A 20592-nucleotide genomic window follows, 5' to 3' on the forward strand; every position below is an offset into this window, starting at 1 on the left:
CCGGGTGGATGTTGAAAAAAAGACGTTGATCAAAAATCACAAAACCGGATTATGGCTCTTTGCGTTGATGTTTGTCATGTACCTGATGGGAAATGTTTTGATCGGCATATACCTGTTTGACACCATTGGGTTGTATCACCAGCTGATCGATGTACTGATCCCTTGCATCCTCTACTTTATCGCAACAAGACAACCGGTCTTGTCCACGTTGAAATTGAACAAGGGATTGAACGGAAAGAACATGTGGAGGATCTTTCAACTGTTTCTGGCCAGCTTTCTCGTCAAATATGGTGTAAATTATTTGGTAGGCGCCATCGGCAACATCGATTCCGGTGAAGTGACCATGCAGATCTTTGACATGGTCCCTGACTTGCTTACGTTTTTCATCGCCGTAGCGGTGATCCCTGTTGTTTTGGAGGAAGTCTTTATCCGGGGAGTCATTCTGGATCATTTTCGTGATGTGAACCTCTTGCAGGCTTCGGTGGCGACGGGAGTGCTTTTCGGGATCATGCATGTGGACATCGGTCAGTTCGGCTATGCTACCGCTCTGGGGATCGTCATGGCGGCCATCGTGTTGATCACGGGTTCTCTTTGGGCCGGGATCTGGTTCCACTTTCTTAACAATTTTTTCTCCTTTGCCGTATTGGGAAGCTTGAGAAAACTGGAAGAATGGTATCCGGACCTCTATCAGCTGGAAGATGTATTGGTAGAGGCCCAGCCGGTGGAACTTGGTTTGGCGGACCGGGTGGTGTTCATAGCTGTGGCATTGTTGGTGCTGTACCTTGGAGTCCGTTTGACGATTCGATACGTGCGCAAAATGAAAAGGGAAAACGGATACCAGGATACCCCGAGTCAGGTTGGATGGATCCGGCTCTTTGTGAATTTCCCCATGGGGACCATTTTGTTGATCTACCTGTTTATCAACGTATTTTTGAGATATTGAAAGAAGAAAAGCGCTGGCCTTTGGGCCAACGCTTTTTTCTTTTTTTGATGTTATGCCAAAGCTTCGTGGCAGGTTTTCAGGTACTCGATGATGGTCAGGTTTTGCGGGCAAACGGATTCGCACAACCCGCATTCGATGCAGGCGTCCGCCCTGCGGTCGGCCGGAGTCCGGCTGTACCCCATTCGGGATCCCTGCAGGTCGTCGTAGATCTTGTAGTTGTTGTAATTGGTGAACACATCCCAGATCTTGATGTTTTGCGGGCAGTCGCTGCAGTACTTGCAGGCAGTACAGTCGATCTCGGTTTTCTGGATCAGGTAGGTTCGAACCTCATTGATCAAAGCCGACTCTTCTTCTGTTAGAGCGCCAATGTCAAAACGACTGGCGCTATCCAGGTTTTCTACGACCTGGTCCATGGTGGACATGCCGCTTAGGATGATGCCCACTTCCGGTCGATTCCACAAGTATTTGAGAGCCAGCTGAGCGGGACTCAGTTCCACTCCGTACTTGTCCCAAATGTTCTTCAGCTCGCCCTTGAGGTCAAAGGCAAGTTTACCCCCTTTGATGGGCTCCATGACGATGACCGGGATCCCCAACTTATTGGCATATTCCAAACCTTCCAGTCCTGCCTGGAAGTTCTCATCCATGTAGTTGAGTTGGATCTGACAGAAATCGAAGACGCCGCTGTCACAGATATTTTTGAAAGTTTCCAGGTTGTCGTGGAAGGAAAAGCCCAGATTTCGCACTTTGCCGTTTTCCTTGACGTTTTTGATAAAATCAAAAACGTTCATCTCTTGAACGGTATTCCATTTCCACTCGTCCAAACCGTGGAGCATGTAGAAATCGATGTAGTCGGTCTTCAATTTCTTCAGCTGGGTGTCCAGGATGTCGTAGAAGTTGGTGGTTTCATCCAATCCGAACAAGGGCAGCTTGGTGGCCAGGAACACGTCTTTTCGCTGTCCCGTCTTCTCCAGAAAATCACCGACGAAAAGCTCGCTGTTTCCATCGTGGTAAGGCCAGGCCGTATCCAGGTAGTTCACACCGGAATCAATGGCCTTCTGGACCATTTCCGCTGCATAGTCCGTATCGATCTTGCTGAAATCTCCGTCCAAAATGGGCAATCGCATGCAGCCAAATCCCAATTGGGAGATTTTTAAGTTGTCTTTTCCTATGTTTCGATACAACATGATTTCATCTCCTTTTTTCAAATCAGTTTTCATATACAATATTTATTATACATCAATATGAAAAAAGTTTCCATAATCCTTTGTCATTTGAGATGTGAAGGTTGAAGATTGGACGAATTATAATTGTAAAAAAAAGAGCCCGACAAAGGCTCTTTAAAATTTCTTGAATTATAATGGCGGAGAGAGAGGGATTTGAACCCTCGGTACGCTTGTGACGCACACACGCTTTCCAGGCGTGCTCCTTCGGCCGCTCGGACATCTCTCCACGTAGGCTTGCAGAATATTATTATACAGATGGATATTCCATCTGTCAATCCATAATGATATAATATTTCCTGGAAAGAAATACAACAACATAGGAACCATCCATCTATTGACGGGTATTGGATCGCCATTCAATGTGTGGTCCTTCAGTCCGTCAACGGACTTCATGTGTTGTTTTTCTTGCAATTCCAGTTTTATGTGGTACAATTCTAATGTGGCTTTGGCCAAATGTGTTTGCAACCCTTTTGGGTTGACATAAACTTTTGCCGCGCTGGATGGGGAGTTAGCGGTGCCCTGTACCTGCAATCCGCTATAGCAGGATCGATCTCCCGACCGAGGCTGCTGCTGCAAATGTTGGTTTCGTCTCAAGCGGTGTTGAGAGCCGGGCCCTGTGCAATAGATACTTGTGAACCCCGTCAGGTCCGGAAGGAAGCAGCGGTAAGCGAGGACGCTATGTGCCGCAGGTATACCTGGTTTGAGCTGGCTGTTGCGAGGCAGTTTGTGGTGGTCGTCGACGTTGGGTGCGCGGCATCTATTTTAAAGAAGGACTGAATAAGTTCTTTTTTTGTATTTCAGCAAGAATACAAGAAAAGTTTAATGTAGGAATGATATAATATATACGCTGTTATCAGTAGATGAATTTATTAGGAGCGAGTCCATGGATTATATCGCATTGTATCGCAAATACCGTCCAAGAAATTTTTCCGACGTCATCGGACAGGAAAATGTGGTGTCGATTCTGAAAAATCAAATCGTCATGAAAAAGATCGCCCACGCCTACCTGTTCAGCGGAACTCGGGGGACCGGAAAAACCTCCGTGGCAAAAATATTTGCCCGTGGCGTCAATTGTACCGAATCTGTTGATGGAGAACCCTGCAACAAATGCAAGGCATGCCTGGAAATGGAATCTTCCAGTGTCATGGACATCATTGAGATCGATGCGGCCAGCAACCGGGGAGTAGACGAGATCCGGGAATTGAGGGACAAGGTAAAATACATGCCTGTCGTTGGAGAATACAAGGTGTACATCATTGACGAGGTCCACATGTTGACGACGGAAGCATTCAACGCCCTGTTGAAAACACTGGAAGAACCACCCAAGCACGTCATCTTTATTTTGGCCACAACAGAGCCCAACAAGTTGCCGGCCACCATATTGTCCCGTTGTCAGCGGTTTCATTTCAAACGATTGACGCCGGAACAGATCATAAGTCGCATGACATTTGTTGCAGATGACATCGACCTGAAAGTGGAAGAAGCAGCCCTGCAACTTATTGCAAAAAATGCCGATGGGGCCATGCGGGATGCACTGAGCATCCTGGACCAATGCATTGCCATCAGCAACGATGACGTGATCACCTACGAAGAGGTTCGGGACACCCTGGGGATCACAGACAATGAGATCGTCTTTTCCTTGATGGAATCCATCCTGGAACAAGACGTTGGCCGCGCCCTGGCGGAATTGGAAAATGCCTATGCCGCTGGCAAGGAGATGACCCAGTTGATCCATCAGCTCATTGGAGGATTTCGTGACCTGCTCATTTATGACATAACAGGAAACATGGCCATGCTGATGGAGATCAAGGATGAGTCCATGGAATTGCTGCAACGGACAAGCAAAAAGGATCGATCCAGGATCGCAGCCATCATCGACATATTGGCAGACCGGGAAGTTAAATTGAAATTCACCACCCTGCCGAAAGTACTCATGGAAGTTACTCTGGTGTACTTGTGCAGTTTGAGCATGGAAGGCTCGCAACCCCAGATCCGGCAGAAGGAACCGGAGGTGGGGACCCGGGAGACGCCGAAGACCTACGACGCTTCCAACAACAATAAGCAGACCGGTTCGGAAACCAAACCAAAGGAGACGGCGCCGAGACCACCGACCAAACCGGAAGATGAAAGTGGATTGGACGGGGGGAAAGCTTTCGGCACCTTGAGCAAGCAGGTATTAAAGGAAAAGAAAGTGACGGGTAGTGCCCTGATTTCTGCAGAAGGGGCCATGAAAGGCAATACCTTGACCATCTTCTTTCCTAAAGGGGAAGAATTCGCCCACCAGCTGGTGCAGGATGATCTGGAATACCTGGAAAGTGTGGCCCGCAAACTCTTTGGCGAAGAAGCGAAGATCCGTCTGCAGATGAAAGAAGGAGATTCCGACTTCATGAAGACGCTTCCCCTGGAGTTGTTTGGGGAAGACAAGGTGGAGTTCAAGTAACAATTTTATGGATGGAAAATATAGAAAGAAAACATAGGAGGGCTAAACATGGCACGAAACAAATTCCCCGGCGGGGGCGGAATGGGAAACATGAACAACATGATGAAACAAATGCAAAAGATGCAGCAGGAGATGCAGCGGGTCCAGGAAGAGGTTCAAAAGAAGGAAGTGGAAGCCACTTCCGGCGGCGGAGCCGTGACGGCCATCGCCACTGGAAAGAAAGAACTGGTATCCATCAAGATCGATCCGGAAGTAGTGGATCCGGACGACGTGGAAATGATGGAAGACCTGGTATTGGCTGCCGTCAACGAAGCCCTTCGCAAGGCGGAGGAAATGGTGGCGGAGGAAATGGGCAAAGTGACCGGAGGCATGAACGTACCGGGGCTCTTTTAGAGAAACCACCATTCGAAAGAACTGAGGTGCATCATGGAGTATTACTCGGAATCCCTGTCAAAATTGATCAACGAGCTGGCCAGACTGCCTGGCATCGGCCATAAAACCGCCCAGCGGCTGGCTATGCACATATTGAAAGTACCAAAAGAAGAATCCAGCGCTTTGGCACAGGCCATCGTGGAAGCCAAGGAAAAAATACGCTACTGCAAGGTTTGCTTTAACATCACCGACCAGGATGTCTGCCGGTTTTGCAGCGATCCTCGACGGGACGACAAGTTTTTATGCGTCGTCCAGGAACCAAAAGACATTGTTGCCATCGAAAAAACCAGGGATTACAGGGGACGATATCACGTTCTCCAGGGTGCAATATCCCCCATGGAGGGGATCGGTCCCAACGATATACGGATCAAGGAATTGTTGCTGCGTCTGCAGCAAATGGACGTGGAGGAAGTGATCATCGCCACCAACCCGACCATTGAAGGGGAGGCGACCGCCATGTATCTGGCGAAATTGATCAAACCTTCCGGAATCAAAGTCACGCGAATCGCCCACGGGATCCCTGTAGGTGGAGACTTGGAGTATGCTGACGAGGTGACGCTGGCCAAGTCTTTTGAAGGACGACATGAAATCTAATCGAAGAAACGACCATCATCCGGGTGCGGCTCCGTCTCAACATGAGAATGGGGTCGTCCTGTTTTACGGAAAAAGAGGTGAATTAGGATGATGAACAATACCTTTACCGTCACATCCGAATACGAACCAAAGGGAGATCAGGTTACCGCCATCGAGGAACTGGCAGAAGGTCTGAACAAGGGGTTGCGCTATCAGACACTGCTTGGCGTCACCGGTTCCGGGAAGACCTATACCATGGCGAAAGTCATTGAAAAGGTCCAAAAACCCACCTTGATCCTGGCCCACAACAAGACCCTGGCGGCTCAGCTCTACAGCGAGTTCAAAACCTTTTTTCAAGACAACGCCGTAGAATACTTCGTCAGTTACTATGATTATTATCAACCGGAGGCCTACGTACCCCAATCGGATTTGTATATTGAAAAAGATTCTTCCGTCAACGACGAGATCGACAAGTTGCGTCACTCCGCCACGGCGTCTCTTTTTGAGCGCAATGATGTGATCATCGTCGCCAGTGTATCCTGCATTTATGGTTTGGGTAGTCCCATCGATTATGAGAATCTGGTGGTTTCTCTCCGGCCAGGAATGGAAAAAGATCGAGACGACGTCATTCGAAAATTAGTGGATATCCAATATGCGAGAAACGACTTCAATTTCACCCGGGGTACCTTCCGGGTCCGGGGAGATGTGGTGGAAATATTTCCTGCCGCATCCAGCGACCATGCAGTACGGGTGGAATTTTTTGGCGACGAGATCGACCGGATCACGGAGATCGATGTGGTCACCGGCGAGATCAAAGGCGTTCGCCAACACATCTCCATCTTTCCTGCATCCCACTATGCCACCACGGAAGAAAATCTGGAACGGGCCATCGATTCCATTCGAAAGGAACTGGCTCTCCGTCATGAACAACTGTTGGAAGAGAACAAGCTGGTGGAGGCCCAACGGCTTCTTCAACGCACCAACTACGATATGGAAATGCTCAAGGAAATGGGTTTTTGCAACGGCATCGAAAATTACTCCCGTCATATTACGGGACTGCCGCCGGGCCATCCTCCGTTTACCTTGATCGATTACTTTCCAAAGGACTTTCTCTTGATCGTGGATGAATCCCACGTCACCATCCCTCAAGTCCGGGGAATGTATGCCGGGGATCGATCCCGAAAAGAGAACCTGGTGGAATACGGTTTTCGACTGCCGTCCGCCATGGACAACCGGCCCTTGAACTTTGACGAATTTGAAGAAAAAACCGGACAGACCATTTTCACCACGGCGACGCCGGGGCCTTACGAAAAGGAAAAAAGCCAGCAGGTGGTGGAGCAGATCATTCGTCCCACCGGTTTGGTGGATCCGGATGTGATCGTTCGGCCGACGAAACATCAGATCGACGACTTGATTGGAGAGATCCACGAAAAGATCAAAAAAGGGCAGCGGATCCTGGTGACCACCCTGACAAAAAAAATGTCGGAGGATCTGACCAATTATCTGAAGAGCGTCGGGATCAAGACAGAATATCTCCACTCGGACATCGATACCCTGGAGCGGATCAAGATCATCCGACAGCTGAGGATGGGAGATTTTGACGTTCTTGTGGGAATCAATCTTCTCCGAGAGGGACTGGATATTCCGGAGGTGGGACTTATCGGCATATTGGATGCCGACAAGGAAGGCTTCCTTCGATCAGAAACATCATTGATCCAGACCATCGGCCGGGCTGCTCGTAATGTAGACGGAAAAGTTATTCTTTATGGGGACAAGATCACCCCGTCCATGGAAAAGGCCCTTCGGGAAACGGATCGACGGCGAGCCATCCAGGAAGAATACAACAAGGAACACAACATCACGCCCATGTCCATTATCAAGCGGATCCATGAAGAAATTTCTGCGACGAAAGCTGCGGAAGAAGGAGCAGACTACCAAAGTGTTCAGGATGTCCTGGAATGGGGAGACCGAACCTTGGAAGAGTTGCAAGAAGAAATGATGATGGCGGCGGAGAATCTGGAGTTTGAAAAAGCGGCCAAGATCCGGGATCAGATCATAAAAATAACCAAGTCAAACAAATAGAAGGGAACGCAAATGGATCGAATCAACATAGTAGGTGCCAAAGAGCACAATTTGAAAAATATAAATATCACATTGCCCAGAGACGAGTTCATTGTCTTTACCGGACTTTCCGGTTCGGGAAAATCTTCCCTGGCTTTTGATACCATCTATGCCGAAGGACAACGCAGGTATGTGGAGTCCCTGTCTTCCTATGCAAGACAGTTTTTGGGCCAGATGAGCAAGCCGGATGTGGATTACATTGAAGGCTTGTCCCCGGCAATTTCCATTGATCAGAAGACCACCAACCGAAATCCCCGGTCCACTGTGGGAACGGTGACAGAGATCTATGATTATTTTCGTTTGCTTTTTGCCCGGATCGGCGTTCCCCACTGCCCTTCCTGCGGGAAGGAAATATCCGCCCAGACGGTGGACCAGATCGTGGAAAGCGTGGAGAGCCTGCCGGAAGGGACCCGTTTTTTGGTCCTGTCGCCTGTCGTCCGGGGAGAAAAAGGGCAGCATAAAAAGCTTCTGGAAGCCATCAAAAGAGACGGATTCGTCCGGGTGGTGGTGGACGGGGAAACTTTTGATCTGAACGAAGAAACCATCGAATTGGATAAAAACAAAAAACATTCCATCGACATCGTGGTGGATCGGCTCATTCGTCGGGAAGGCATGGCCAAGCGCCTCACCGATTCCGTGGAAACGGCCCTGAAGCTGGGAGACGGCATGGTCTACATCGATGAAATGGACGGGCAGCGGCATCTCTACAGTGAAAAATTTGCCTGCGGGGAATGCGGCATTGCCATGGACAAACTGGAGCCGCGCATGTTTTCCTTCAACAATCCTTTTGGCATGTGCATGCACTGCAACGGTCTGGGAAGCCACAAACAGGTGGATCCGGATCTGCTGATCCGGGACCGAAGCCTGTCCTTCAACAAGGGCGCCTTGAATTTCTTCGGGGCCAAGGAAGACAGCACCTATTACAACTCCATTGTTTCCGCCTTGGCGGACTTGTACGATTTCTCCATGGACCAGCCACTGGAAGAGGCGCCGGAAACCTTTATGGACGCTCTTTTTTACGGAGAGGACCGACCCCTGCAGATCACCTTCAATTCCTATTTTGGCGGGTGGAAAGAGCGGGAAGTGGTCTTTGAAGGGTTGATCAACAACATGGAGCGCCGACACAAGGAGACCTCTTCGGACTATATGCGAAGCAACATCGAAAAATATATGTCGGATATCCCATGCAACGTCTGCAAGGGAAAACGACTCAACGACAACAGTCTGGCGGTGACGGTCAAGGGCCGCAACATCATCGAGCTGACGGATTTGGCCATCAACGACTGCCTTGACTTTTTCGACACCATGGAATTGACGGATCGGGAGTCCGCCATTGCGGTCCAAGTCCTCAAGGAGATCCGTAGCCGCCTGCAGTTTTTGATCGACGTGGGTTTGGATTATCTCACCTTGTCGCGAAATGCCGGCACCTTGTCCGGAGGGGAATCCCAGCGGATCCGACTGGCCACCCAGATCGGTTCCGCATTGGTAGGGGTCCTATACGTACTGGATGAACCCAGCATCGGACTTCACCAGCGGGACAACAGCATGCTGCTTGCCACTCTTCGAAACTTGACCAATCTGGGGAACACCCTTATTGTGGTGGAACATGATGAAGACACCATCAGGGCGGCAGATCATGTGGTGGACATCGGACCCGGCGCCGGGATCCACGGAGGCCATGTCATCGCCCAGGGTCATTGGGAAGAGATCGTGGAAGTGGAGGAATCCGTTACCGGTCAGTACCTGAGCGGGAAACGGGAGATCCCCGTTCCACAGCAACGCCGGGAGGGTACCGGAGAAGAGGTCGTCATTCGCGGCGCAGCGGAAAACAATCTGAAGAACATCGATGTAGCCATTCCCCTGGGGAAATTTGTCGCCATCACCGGTGTTTCCGGTTCTGGAAAGAGCACCCTGATCAACGAGATCCTGTACAAGGGAGTCAACAAGAAAGTCAACCGATCCTGGAACAAAGTGGGAAAACACAAGACCATCGAAGGGATCGAACATCTGGACAAGGTCATCGACATCGACCAGTCCCCCATCGGACGAACCCCCCGATCCAATCCGGCCACCTATACCGGTGTTTTTGACCATATTCGGGATCTGTTTGCACAAACGCCGGAGGCCAAGATGAGAGGGTACAAGAAGGGACGGTTCAGCTTCAACGTAAAAGGCGGCCGCTGCGAAAACTGCAAGGGAGACGGGATCATTCAAATCGAAATGCATTTTCTACCCGACGTGTACGTACCCTGTGAAGTGTGCAAAGGTAAACGGTACAACAAGGAGACTTTGCAAGTGAAATACAAGGGAAAAAACATTTCCGACGTTTTGGAGATGACCGTGGAAGAAGGGGTGGAGTTCTTTCAAAACATCACCCGGATCCACAACAAGCTGGCGACCTTGTACGATGTAGGTTTGGGCTATATCAAACTGGGACAGCCCTCCACTCAACTTTCCGGCGGGGAAGCGCAGAGGATCAAACTGGCCACCGAACTGAGCAAGAGGGGAACGGGGAAAACCCTGTATATTTTGGATGAACCCACCACCGGTCTTCACATGGCAGATGTGGACAAACTGATCAGCGTACTGAACCAGCTGGCAGACAGCGGGAACACCATTGTGGTCATCGAACACAATCTGGATGTGATCAAGGTGGCGGACCATGTCATCGACCTGGGACCGGAAGGAGGATTTCGAGGCGGAACCGTCATCGCACAGGGGACGCCGGAAGAGATCGCCCAAGTTCCAAGATCCTTTACGGGACAATTTTTGAAACGGGTCTTGCATCAAACGGATGAAGGAGGATCCCGTCATGGCTGAACGGATGGATAAAGCCAAAAGCTGGATCAAGCGCCACTATAAATGGTTGGTTCCGGTCCTCGTGGCCCTCGCTTTGATCATCGGTCTTGCAGTGCCCTTGGTACGCAATAATCTGGCATTCAACAAACTGCCCTTGGAGAAGACCACGTACATCACCCTGGTCCATTATGTAGAGGAACCCTACCGGTCTTCCGTGGACCGGGTCCGGGAATCCAGGGATCCCAAAGTCAACAAAGAGTTTCTAGAGCGCATCCGACAGGGCAAGAAGCCATTGTATGAAAAAGGAGAAGCCGGCAGGGAGGTATTGTTTTTTCATCTGGACAACGGTGAAGTATTACCGGCCTACGTAGATGACAACCAACTTGGATTTCAATACGGCGGACTGTGGGTGGTTTTGGAAGATTTCAGCGATTTTACCGATGCCATGGAAGAAGTGGAACTGGTGGAAGTGAAAGACCTGGTACCGGAAGAGAATACAGAGGAATGACGTTTGATTTAAGGCGTCTCTTTATGATATAATAATCAGGTTCACGTTATAGAAGAATGAAACAATAAATGATAAATCAAAAAAAGATGTAGGAGGATGAACATGGGTTCAAATGTAGAAAAGATCGAAAAGAACGTTGCGACCATAAAAATAGAGGTTTCCGGAGAGGATTTCAAAAAAGCGGTGACCCAAGCCTATCAGAAAAACAAAAGCAAGTTCAACATTGACGGATTTCGAAAGGGGAAGGTGCCGCAGAAGATCATCGAGCAGCGGTTTGGAAAGAATGTCTTCTATGAAGACGCCATCGATATTGCATTTCCGGAAGCATACCTGCAGGCCATTCGCGACAATGATTTGGAGCCGGTCGCAAGACCCAGCATGGAATCCATCGAAAAAATCGGAGATGATGGCTTGACATTGATCATTTCCGTTGCCATCATGCCGGAAGTGGAACTTGGCGAGTACAAGGGAGTGGAAGTGGGTTCTCTGGAGTACGACCCGACAGATGAAGACGTGGATGCAGAATTGACCCAAATGCAGGAACAAAATTCCCGACTGGTATCCATTGCAGACGCGAAAGCGAAATCCGGCGATACGATCGTCATCGACTTTGAAGGTTTCATGAACGATGTGGCTTTTGAAGGAGGCAAGGCAGAAGATCATTCATTGGTTTTGGGAAGCGGCATGTTCATTCCCGGTTTCGAAGACCAGTTGATCGGAGCAGCCAAAGGAGATGAGGTGGATGTTACGGTCACCTTCCCGGAAGAATACCAGGCAGAAGACCTGGCAGGCCAGGAAGCCCTGTTCAAAGTTGCGGTCAAAGACGTAAAAGTCAAGGAAATGGCGGATCTGGACGATGAGTTTGCTAAAGACGTCAGCGAGTTTGACACCTTGGAAGAATTGAAAGCCGACCTGAAAGCGAAAGCAAAGGAAAAAAGAGAGAATGCCTTGTTGGAAGAAGCAAAAGTAAAAGTGATCGACGCCGCTGTAGAATCAGCAACGTTTGAGATCCCGGATGAAATGGTCCAGGAAGAGGTGGACAAATCTTTAAGGGATTTTGAATACCAACTGCAGATGCAGGGTATAAGTATGGCAGACTACTTTAATTACACCAACATGAGCGAAGAAGACTTGATGGGTCAGATCAAAGAAGATGTGAATACTCGTTTGTCCAGAGATCTGGTACTGAGCAAGATCACGGAAGTGGAAAACATCGAAGCCGGCGACGAAGACGTTGCAAAAGAGATCGAGGACCAGGCCAAGATGTACAACATGGACGTGGAGAAGTTCAAGTCCACCATGACGGAAGACCAGAGAGAATACTTTGCAAATGCAGTGAAGCGCAGAAAAACCATCGACTTGTTGTTGGAAGAAGCAAAAAAGTAGACTGGTTGAACAATAAATTGAAGAAGGAGTGATTTTATGGAAATGAATTTGGTACCGATGGTTGTCGAACAGACGGGCAGAGGAGAACGATCCTACGATATTTACTCCAGGTTGCTGAAGGAAAGAATCATTTTTCTAAATGGAGAAGTCAATGATGTGACGGCCAGTTTGACCGTGGCACAGTTGCTGTTTCTGGAAGCGGAAGATCCGGACAAGGACATTCAGATCTATATCAATAGCCCCGGCGGATCCATTACAGCCGGCATGGCCATTTTCGACACCATGAATTTCATCAAATGTGATGTATCCACCATTTGTGTAGGCATGGCTGCTTCCATGGGAGCTTTCCTGCTGGCAGCAGGAGCAAAAGGAAAAAGGTTTGCTTTGCCCAATAGCGAAGTAATGATCCATCAACCGCTGGGCGGTGCACAGGGACAATCCGTCGATGTGCAGATCTATGCAAACCGTCTTATCAAAACAAGAGAAAAAATCAATGAAATTTTAAGTGAAAGAACCGGTCAACCCATTGAGGTCATCGACAAGGACACGGATCGAGATTACTTTATGTCGGCGGAAGAAGCCAAGAAATATGGCATCATCGACAATGTGATCACCTCCAGAAAATAGGGACTCGGTTATAAAGAGGTGAAAAGATGACAAAAACAGATGAAGGAAAGCAACAGATCCGTTGTTCTTTCTGCGGTAAAACGCAAAACCAGGTAAAGCGGATGGTTGCAGGTCCTGGCGTGTACATATGCAACGAATGCATCGACTTGTGCCAGGAGATCATCGAAGAAGAGTTTTTGCCGGAGCAGTTTGAAGAATTGACGGACATACCAAAACCGGAAGAAATCAAATCCTACCTGGATGAGTACGTCATCAGCCAGGAACGGGCAAAAAAATCATTGGCGGTTGCAGTATACAACCACTACAAGCGAATCAACATATCGGAACAAACCGACGACGACGTGGAGATCCAAAAGAGCAACATCCTGTTGCTTGGACCTACGGGATCCGGGAAGACATTGCTGGCCCAAACCCTGGCAAGGATGCTCAATGTGCCTTTTGCCATTGCAGACGCCACTTCCCTGACGGAGGCAGGCTATGTGGGAGAGGACGTGGAGAACATCCTTCTCAAACTGATCCAGGCTGCCGATTACGATATCGAACGGGCCCAACGGGGGATCATCTATATCGATGAGATCGACAAGATCGCAAGAAAAAGCGAAAATCCTTCGATTACCAGGGACGTCAGCGGAGAAGGTGTGCAACAAGCACTGCTGAAGATCCTGGAAGGGACGACAGCCAACGTTCCGCCCCAGGGAGGTCGGAAGCATCCTCATCAGGAGTTTCTGCAGATCGACACCACCAACATCCTCTTCATTTGCGGAGGAGCCTTCGATGGGATCGAGCGGATCATATCCAAACGGACCGGAAGCAAGGCCATGGGGTTCAATGCAGAAATCAAAAGCAAGAACAATGGCGGCATGAGCCAACTGCTCAAAGAGATCCAGCCAAGAGACTTGCTCCAGTTTGGTTTGATCCCGGAATTTGTAGGACGTATTCCGGTAATCACCACACTGGAACCATTGGATGAAGATGCCTTGATGCGGATCCTGACGGAGCCACGAAACGCCTTGGTCAAACAATATAAAAAGATGTTGGATGTGGACGACGTGGAGCTGGTTTTTGAAACGGAAGCACTGGAAGCCATTGCGAAGAAAACCATCAAGCATGAAACGGGAGCCCGAGGTCTTCGTGGAATTTTGGAGAACATCATGCTAGATGTCATGTACGATATTCCATCCAAACGCAATATCGAAAAATGCATCATCACCAAGGAAACGGTGATCGATGACAAGGCGCCGATCCTGGTATACAAAGACATCAAGGAAGACAAGGAAATGACGAAAGAAGACAAAAGCGAAGAGAGTGCGTCTTAAATAGAAATGCAAAAAAGCAATCATGAATATGATTGCTTTTTCTTTCGAAGGTTCGTGTTGAATTATGATCAATGAATGATATAATGATATGACCATAAAAAACCTTAGCGTTTGCAAGGAGGAGATAGAATGAGCAATAATGATTGGGAAAATATAGCAAAAAATATCACGAAAAACATGAGCGAAGATATGGAAATCGACATGGAGGCCCTGGCGGAGTTGGATGGAACGCCGTTGATCCCGTTGCGGGGTCTGATTTTGTTTCCCGGAATGATCATGCACTTTGATGTAGGACGGGAAAAATCCATTTTGGCCCTGGAAGCAGCCATGGCAAAGGACCAGCAGGTGATCCTGGTGGCACAAAAGGAAATGATGGTGGATGACCCGCAAATCGAGGACATCTATAATGTAGGGACAAGGGCATTGATCAAACAATTGCTCAAAATGCCCGGAAACTTGACCAGGGTATTGGTGGAAGTCCAGGACCGGGTTGTAGTGGATGAAGTTTACAAGGAAGATCCATATTTCCTGGTGGGTGTGATCACGGTCCGTCCCAGCTCCGTGTCCAGCAAGCAGTCCACCGCATTGATGCGGATGGTCAAGCAGGCTTTCTTGGAGTATGTGAATTTGACGAGAAAAGCCACTCCTGATCTGCTTATGAGCATCGAAGACATGACAGAGATCGACGAACTGGTGGATCTGGTGGGTGCCAACCTGTTACTGGATGTGGAAGAGAGCCAGGACATGCTGGAGGAAACTCATCCGGTGACCAGGCTGGAAAAAACCTATGAATATCTGGTGAAAGAACTGGAACTCTTGGAGATCGAGAAAGACATCGACGACAAGGTAAAAAACCAGATGGACAAGCAACAAAAGGAATACTTTTTGCGGGAACAGATCCGTGTGATCCAGGAAGAGTTGGGGGAAGGCCACGGTGGAAGCGGTGGTATGGTGGAAAACTACCTGAAGAAACTTTATTCCCTGCAACTACCGGACGAGATCCAGAAGAAGATGGAAGACGAGATCTTTAAATTGAACAAAGTGCCTTCAGGAAGTTCGGAAGCCGGTGTGATTCAAACCTACATCGAGTGGATTCTGGAATTGCCGTGGAACGAAGAGACGGAACAAACCATCGACATCAAAAAAGCCAGAGAAATTTTGGATGCAGACCATTATGCCCTGGAAAAGGTAAAGGAACGGGTACTGGAATATTTGGCCGTCCTGAAGCTTTCCAACCAAATGAAAGGACCCATCCTTTGCCTGGTGGGACCTCCTGGAGTAGGCAAGACCTCTATTGCAAAATCCATTGCACGAGCAGTTGGACGGAAATTTGCCAGAATGAGCCTTGGAGGCATGCGGGACGAAGCGGAGATCCGCGGCCACCGACGCACCTACGTTGGCAGTATACCCGGTCGGATCATTTACAACATCAAACAGGCCGGGACCAAGAACCCCTTGTTTTTGCTGGATGAGATCGACAAGATGAGCCAAGATTTCCGTGGAGATCCGGCATCGGCCCTCCTTGAGGTTTTGGATCCGGAACAAAATGCCACATTTACGGACAACTACCTGGAAGTACCCTTTGACTTGTCCAAGGTCATGTTCGTTACTACGGCCAATACGGTGTCCACCATACCAAGACCATTGCTGGACCGGATGGAGATCATCGAAGTTTCCGGCTATATCGAAGAAGAAAAGCTCCACATCGCCACGAAATACCTGTTGCCCAAGCAGCTGAAAAATCACGGATTGAAAAAGGGCAACATCAACATATCCGAACAGACCATCCGAGACGTGATCAATTATTACACCAGAGAATCCGGTGTTCGAGAGTTGGAGCGTCAATTAGCAAGAATCTGCAGGGTCCTGGCCAAGGAGATCGTGGAAGAAGAGAAAAAGCGGATCACTGTCAGTCCCAGAAATATCGAAAAGTTTTTGGGATTGAAGAAATATCGATACGAGAAAGTGGAAGGGGAGCAGGAGATCGGTCTGGTAAACGGACTGGCCTGGACCAGTGTGGGTGGAGAAACACTACAAATCGAAGCAGTATCCATGCCTGGGAAAGGAACCCTGGATCTGACGGGTCAGTTGGGAGATGTGATGAAAGAATCTGCCAAAGCCGGGATCAGCTACATCCGGTCCAAAGCGGAGGAATTCGAATTGGATCCTGATTTTCACAAAACCCTGGACATTCATCTTCATGTACCGGAGGGAGCCATACCGAAAGATGGACCTTCGGCAGGAATCACCATGACGACGGCATTGATGTCCCTGCTGACCAAGAAACCGGTTCCCCAGAATTTGGCCATGACCGGGGAGATCACCTTGCGTGGTCGGGTACTGCCCATTGGCGGGGTCAAGGAAAAACTTCTGGCCGCACATCGGGCGGGAATTCGAAACATCATCATTCCCAAAGATAATGAAAAAGACTTGCAGGAGATCCCCAACGAGATCCTGGAAGAATTGACCATATATACAGTAAGCACCATGGAAGAAGTTCGGGACATCGTATTCGGCGGTAAAATCAAATGAGGATCCATCAAGTACATTTGATCACCAGTGCTGTCAGTCCGGCTCATTATCCGGAACACGATCTACCAGAGTTTCTTCTGCTGGGTCGCTCCAACGTGGGTAAATCTTCTTTCATCAACACCATCATCAATAGAAAAGCGCTGGCCAGAACCAGTTCCCAGCCGGGAAAGACCCGTACCGTAAATTTTTACAATGTAGAGGATCAGTTCAGTTTTGTGGATATGCCAGGCTATGGGTATGCGAAAGTTTCCAAATCCGAGCGGCAGCAATTTCGAAAAATGATCCAGGATTACATTGAAAATCGGGACAATTTGGTCATGGTCATCCAACTTATCGATTTTCGACACAAACCGTCGGAGGATGACGTAGCCGTCCATGGATGGCTCATGGAACATGGCATCATTCCCATGGTGGTTGCCACAAAAGTGGATAAAATAAGTAAAAATCAGCGGCCGAAAAACATCAAGGATATTTTGAACACCTTGAAACTGGAGCGGGAAGATCTGATCCTCTTTTCTGCAGAGACCAAGGACGGAAAAGAAGAAGTGGAAACCGTGCTGGACGAGGTTCTTCAGATCCTTGAGCAAGAGTAGAAACAATCTAGTTCCTGCAAACCCTAGGGATGCAGGAACTGTTTGTTTTACCCGAAAAACGGTATAATGGAATCAACAAATCCGGACGAGGGAGAACAAATGGAATTTCAAGAAATTGCCACACGATCAGCTTTGGAGTTGGGATTTACCCTGGTCGGGGTTACCGTGCCCAACCCAAGGGAAGAATTGCAGCAGCGGGTCAAAAACAGAAACGAAGAGGGGGGCTTGACTCCCTTTACACCTAATGGCGGAGCAGACCTTATGTCGGTGGAAAAGCAGTGGCCCTTTTGCAGATCCGTCTTGTCCTTGGGTCTGTCTTATAACAGTACAAACATTCCCGTTGCCGGACCGGGCGAAGGGGTCGTTGCCAGAATAGGTCTCGGACGAGATTATCATTTGGTGATCCAGGAAAAAATATGGATGCTGATGGATGAGCTGAAAAAGATGTTTCCCGATCTGGTGTATGAATACCAGGTGGACAACGGACCTTTGAGTGACCGGGCCAGTGCCTGGGAGGCGGGTTTGGGCTTTTTTGGGAAAAACAGTTTCATCATCCATCCCGACAAGGGCAGCTACATCAACCTGGCCCAGGTCTTCACCAATCAGCCGGTGTCGGCGGTGACAAAGCCTCTGGAAAGTCGTTGCGGGACATGCACCAAATGCATGGACGCCTGCCCCACCCATGCCATCGGATCCAACGGTTCACTCCATGGGGATCGGTGCATCTCCTATTTGACCCAAAAAAAGGGAGTATTGATGCAAAGGGAGCGGACCGCCATGGGAAGGCACCTTTATGGGTGCGATATCTGCCAGGAAGTTTGCCCCTTCAATAAAAGCGCATCTTTAAGCAGCGCGGCAGAGTTGCGTTGGGATGGCAACAGGGAGATCTTTCAATTGGACAAGATCTTGTCCATGACGAAAAGGGTCTTCAAAGATCGCTTCGGGCAACGTGCCGCCGGATGGCGGGGGAAAAGTCTGTTGCAACGAAATGCATTGATCGTTTGCGGCAACGAACAAACTCCAGGAAATAGAGACCTTTTGCTTCAATATTTAAGTGCACCGGGAGAGTTGTTGCGGATCCATGCCTTGTATTCCCTGGAGAAATATGGGGAAAAAGAACGAAAATGGGTACAAAAAGCATTGGAGACGGAATCGGAGTCCTTTCGCAATACTTATGAAGAATATCGTTAGGAGGATACCCATGAGTAGCATCGTTATCGAAAACCTGCTTGGTCAAAATCGAATCGCCGTAGTAGGCCATGGAGCGGATGCGCCATTGGACCACTTTTTCATAGAACGCCATAGCGATTGGAATAGTTATGGGGAGATCTACATCGGGAGAGTGGACCAGATCAAGGCCGGCATGCAGGTGGCTTTTTTGGATATCGGAGCAGACAAGAACGGCCTTCTTCATGCCAGTGACATCCTGCCCAATCCCGACAAGCTGCCTATTGAGAAGTTGTTGAAAAACGGTCAGGAGGTTTTGGTGCAGGTCAAGAAGGAAGCAGTAGGTACCAAAGGAGCCAGGTTGACCACCAAGTTTTGGTTGACGGGACACTATCTGGTCTTGCTTCCAACGGAAGATCGGATCTTTGTATCGAAAAAGATCAAGAGCAAGAAGCAGGTCGAAGTGTTTGAGGAGTTGCTGGCTGATCCGATCCAAGACAGATACGGCGTCATCGTGCGTACGGAAGCAAAAGAAGCGGATCCGGAAGCGGTACTTCGGGAATTGGCCTACCTGATCCGGCAATGGGAGAAGATCTCCCGTCCGATCCACAAGGCACCGAAACTTTTGTTCAAGGATCAGGGCCCTATCATCAACACCATAAGAGACTACTATTCATCAGCGGAAACGGAAGAGATCATCCTCAACAACAATACTCACCTGGAAGAGATCCAGACCTATTTTCGAAGCTATTTCCCAGACGATCTGGACAAGATCCGAATGGCAGGACAACTCAATGTGTTTGAAGAGTTGAATCTGGAAAAAAAGATCAGTGAGCTGTATGCCAGGAAAGTCTGGTTGAAAAGCGGCGGTTCTGTTGTCATCGATACTACAGAGGCTTGTACGGTGGTGGATGTGAACAGCGGTAAATATACGGGCAAAAAAGATCCGGAAGAAACCATTCTGAAAATCAATCTGGAAGCCACGGAGACCATAGCCAATCAGATCCGATTGCGAAACATCAGCGGGATCATTCTCATCGATTATATCAACATCGAACGGGAAGACCACAAAAATGCCGTGATCAAACGTTGGAAAGAGCTGTCCTACAAAGACAAGGTCCGTTTTCAAGTGGTCGGTTTTACAGAACTCAGCATTTTACAGATCACCCGGAAGCAGCAGGGAAAATCCGTAGCCGACTTGAACCGGCAGATCTGCCCCATGTGCAACGGGACAGGCGACATCTACAGCCAAGAAGCATTTTTTTATAAATGCCTTTCGAAAATCGAGCACGACATGAGTTTGCTGGAACACAATCGCTATCGGATCGTCATCAGCCCCCATCTGTATCAGGTGGTGAAAGAGATGAACTATTTCCAAGCCGGCAAAACCTTCGACCGGATGCTGGAGGAGTATTATAAAGTGAAAGTTTATCTGGAAGTGGATCTAAGCAATGAGTTTGATCAAGTTTTCATTCTTCCCGTAATTGACAATTGACATCTTGCCGGGTGGGTGTTATACTGTTACGGTGTATGAAGCCGCACTTCACAGGGTAAAACATCCTACGGGAGACCTTGTAAGGCGAGACTGGTTTGAGGAGGTGTAAGAATATGTATGCAGTGATTAAAACAGGTGGCAAGCAGTATTGTGTAAAAGAAGGCGACGTGATCCAGGTGGAGAAATTGCATTTGGCAGAAGGTCAGAGCACGGTGGACTTTACCGATGTACTGGCTGTCAACAATGGTTCCATGGTCGTTGGTACTCCGACGGTGGAAGGCGCAGTAGTTCAAGGGGAAGTTTTGAGCAACGGCAAAGGCAAGAAGATCGTCATCTACAAGTATAAGTCTAAAAAAGACTATAGAAGAAAGCAAGGCCATAGACAACCGTTTACAGAAGTAAAAATTACCGGTATTCAGGCTGGAAAAGCAGAATAA

Annotated in this window: 16 protein-coding genes, 1 tRNA gene and 1 other RNA gene; 16 read left to right on the forward strand and 2 right to left on the reverse strand. The window is 48.7% G+C overall.

The window, feature by feature from the left end; all coding sequences use genetic code 11:
• Nucleotides 1-4: 4 nt before the first annotated feature.
• Nucleotides 5-943, forward strand: coding sequence for a CPBP family intramembrane glutamic endopeptidase (locus tag J0B03_RS10335; RefSeq protein WP_207299527.1), 939 nt, complete (start codon nucleotides 5-7; stop codon nucleotides 941-943).
• A gap of 50 nt (nucleotides 944-993) precedes the next feature.
• On the opposite strand, the gene J0B03_RS10340 is transcribed toward J0B03_RS10335, so the two are convergent.
• Nucleotides 994-2127: an aldo/keto reductase gene (locus tag J0B03_RS10340; RefSeq protein WP_207299528.1), complete on the reverse strand. Its 1134-nt coding sequence runs from the start codon at nucleotides 2125-2127 to the stop codon at nucleotides 994-996.
• Nucleotides 2128-2301: 174 nt separating this feature from the next.
• Nucleotides 2302-2392: transfer RNA gene (locus J0B03_RS10345), tRNA-Ser, on the reverse strand.
• A 265-nt stretch (nucleotides 2393-2657) separates the two neighbouring features.
• On the opposite strand from J0B03_RS10345, the gene ffs reads away from it, so the two are divergent.
• The 15 genes from ffs (at nucleotide 2658) to rplU (ending at nucleotide 20592) form a co-directional block, all read left to right on the forward strand.
• An RNA gene (gene ffs, locus J0B03_RS10350) (signal recognition particle sRNA large type) lies at nucleotides 2658-2920 on the forward strand.
• A gap of 129 nt (nucleotides 2921-3049) precedes the next feature.
• Nucleotides 3050-4606, forward strand: a complete 1557-nt coding sequence (gene dnaX / locus J0B03_RS10355; RefSeq protein WP_207299529.1) for a DNA polymerase III subunit gamma/tau — start codon at nucleotides 3050-3052, stop codon at nucleotides 4604-4606.
• Between the two features lie 48 nt (nucleotides 4607-4654).
• Nucleotides 4655-4999: a YbaB/EbfC family nucleoid-associated protein gene (locus J0B03_RS10360; RefSeq protein ID WP_207299530.1), complete on the forward strand. Its 345-nt coding sequence runs from the start codon at nucleotides 4655-4657 to the stop codon at nucleotides 4997-4999.
• A 33-nt stretch (nucleotides 5000-5032) separates the two neighbouring features.
• On the forward strand, nucleotides 5033-5632 hold the full coding sequence (gene recR / locus J0B03_RS10365; RefSeq protein ID WP_207299531.1) for a recombination mediator RecR: 600 nt from the start codon (nucleotides 5033-5035) through the stop codon (nucleotides 5630-5632).
• A gap of 87 nt (nucleotides 5633-5719) precedes the next feature.
• Nucleotides 5720-7693 (forward strand): excinuclease ABC subunit UvrB, encoded by a 1974-nt coding sequence (uvrB, locus tag J0B03_RS10370; RefSeq protein WP_309485102.1) that lies wholly within the window; start codon nucleotides 5720-5722, stop codon nucleotides 7691-7693.
• 12 nt (nucleotides 7694-7705) lie between these two features.
• Nucleotides 7706-10552 carry an excinuclease ABC subunit UvrA gene (gene uvrA, locus J0B03_RS10375; protein WP_207299532.1) on the forward strand — a complete coding sequence of 949 codons (2847 nt, stop codon included), beginning with the start codon at nucleotides 7706-7708 and terminating at the stop codon, nucleotides 10550-10552.
• A complete protein-coding gene (locus J0B03_RS10380) occupies nucleotides 10545-11039 on the forward strand; it encodes a hypothetical protein (protein ID WP_207299533.1) in 495 nt (164 codons plus the stop codon). Before uvrA ends, J0B03_RS10380 begins: the two co-directional genes overlap by 8 nt.
• 102 nt (nucleotides 11040-11141) lie before the next feature.
• The gene (gene tig, locus J0B03_RS10385) at nucleotides 11142-12425 is read left to right on the forward strand and encodes a trigger factor (protein WP_207299534.1); all 1284 of its coding nucleotides are present in this window, start codon (nucleotides 11142-11144) and stop codon (nucleotides 12423-12425) included.
• Nucleotides 12426-12467: 42 nt separating this feature from the next.
• A complete protein-coding gene (clpP, locus tag J0B03_RS10390; protein WP_207301046.1) occupies nucleotides 12468-13052 on the forward strand; it encodes an ATP-dependent Clp endopeptidase proteolytic subunit ClpP in 585 nt (194 codons plus the stop codon).
• A 26-nt stretch (nucleotides 13053-13078) separates the two neighbouring features.
• On the forward strand, nucleotides 13079-14368 hold the full coding sequence (gene clpX, locus J0B03_RS10395; protein WP_207299535.1) for an ATP-dependent Clp protease ATP-binding subunit ClpX: 1290 nt from the start codon (nucleotides 13079-13081) through the stop codon (nucleotides 14366-14368).
• 129 nt (nucleotides 14369-14497) lie between these two features.
• Nucleotides 14498-16900, forward strand: coding sequence for an endopeptidase La (gene lon / locus J0B03_RS10400; RefSeq protein WP_246798127.1), 2403 nt, complete (start codon nucleotides 14498-14500; stop codon nucleotides 16898-16900).
• The gene (yihA, locus tag J0B03_RS10405; RefSeq protein ID WP_207299536.1) at nucleotides 16897-17493 is read left to right on the forward strand and encodes a ribosome biogenesis GTP-binding protein YihA/YsxC; all 597 of its coding nucleotides are present in this window, start codon (nucleotides 16897-16899) and stop codon (nucleotides 17491-17493) included. The genes lon and yihA overlap by 4 nt, the downstream gene beginning before the upstream one ends.
• Before the next feature lie 99 nt (nucleotides 17494-17592).
• The gene (queG, locus tag J0B03_RS10410) at nucleotides 17593-18684 is read left to right on the forward strand and encodes a tRNA epoxyqueuosine(34) reductase QueG (RefSeq protein WP_207299537.1); all 1092 of its coding nucleotides are present in this window, start codon (nucleotides 17593-17595) and stop codon (nucleotides 18682-18684) included.
• Nucleotides 18685-18694: 10 nt separating this feature from the next.
• Nucleotides 18695-20155 carry an Rne/Rng family ribonuclease gene (locus tag J0B03_RS10415; protein ID WP_207299538.1) on the forward strand — a complete coding sequence of 487 codons (1461 nt, stop codon included), beginning with the start codon at nucleotides 18695-18697 and terminating at the stop codon, nucleotides 20153-20155.
• 113 nt (nucleotides 20156-20268) lie between these two features.
• On the forward strand, nucleotides 20269-20592 hold the full coding sequence (gene rplU, locus J0B03_RS10420) for a 50S ribosomal protein L21 (protein WP_207299539.1): 324 nt from the start codon (nucleotides 20269-20271) through the stop codon (nucleotides 20590-20592).

The sequence above is a fragment of the Alkalibacter rhizosphaerae genome (assembly GCF_017352215.1).
Lineage (GTDB): Bacteria > Bacillota > Clostridia > Eubacteriales > Alkalibacteraceae > Alkalibacter > Alkalibacter rhizosphaerae.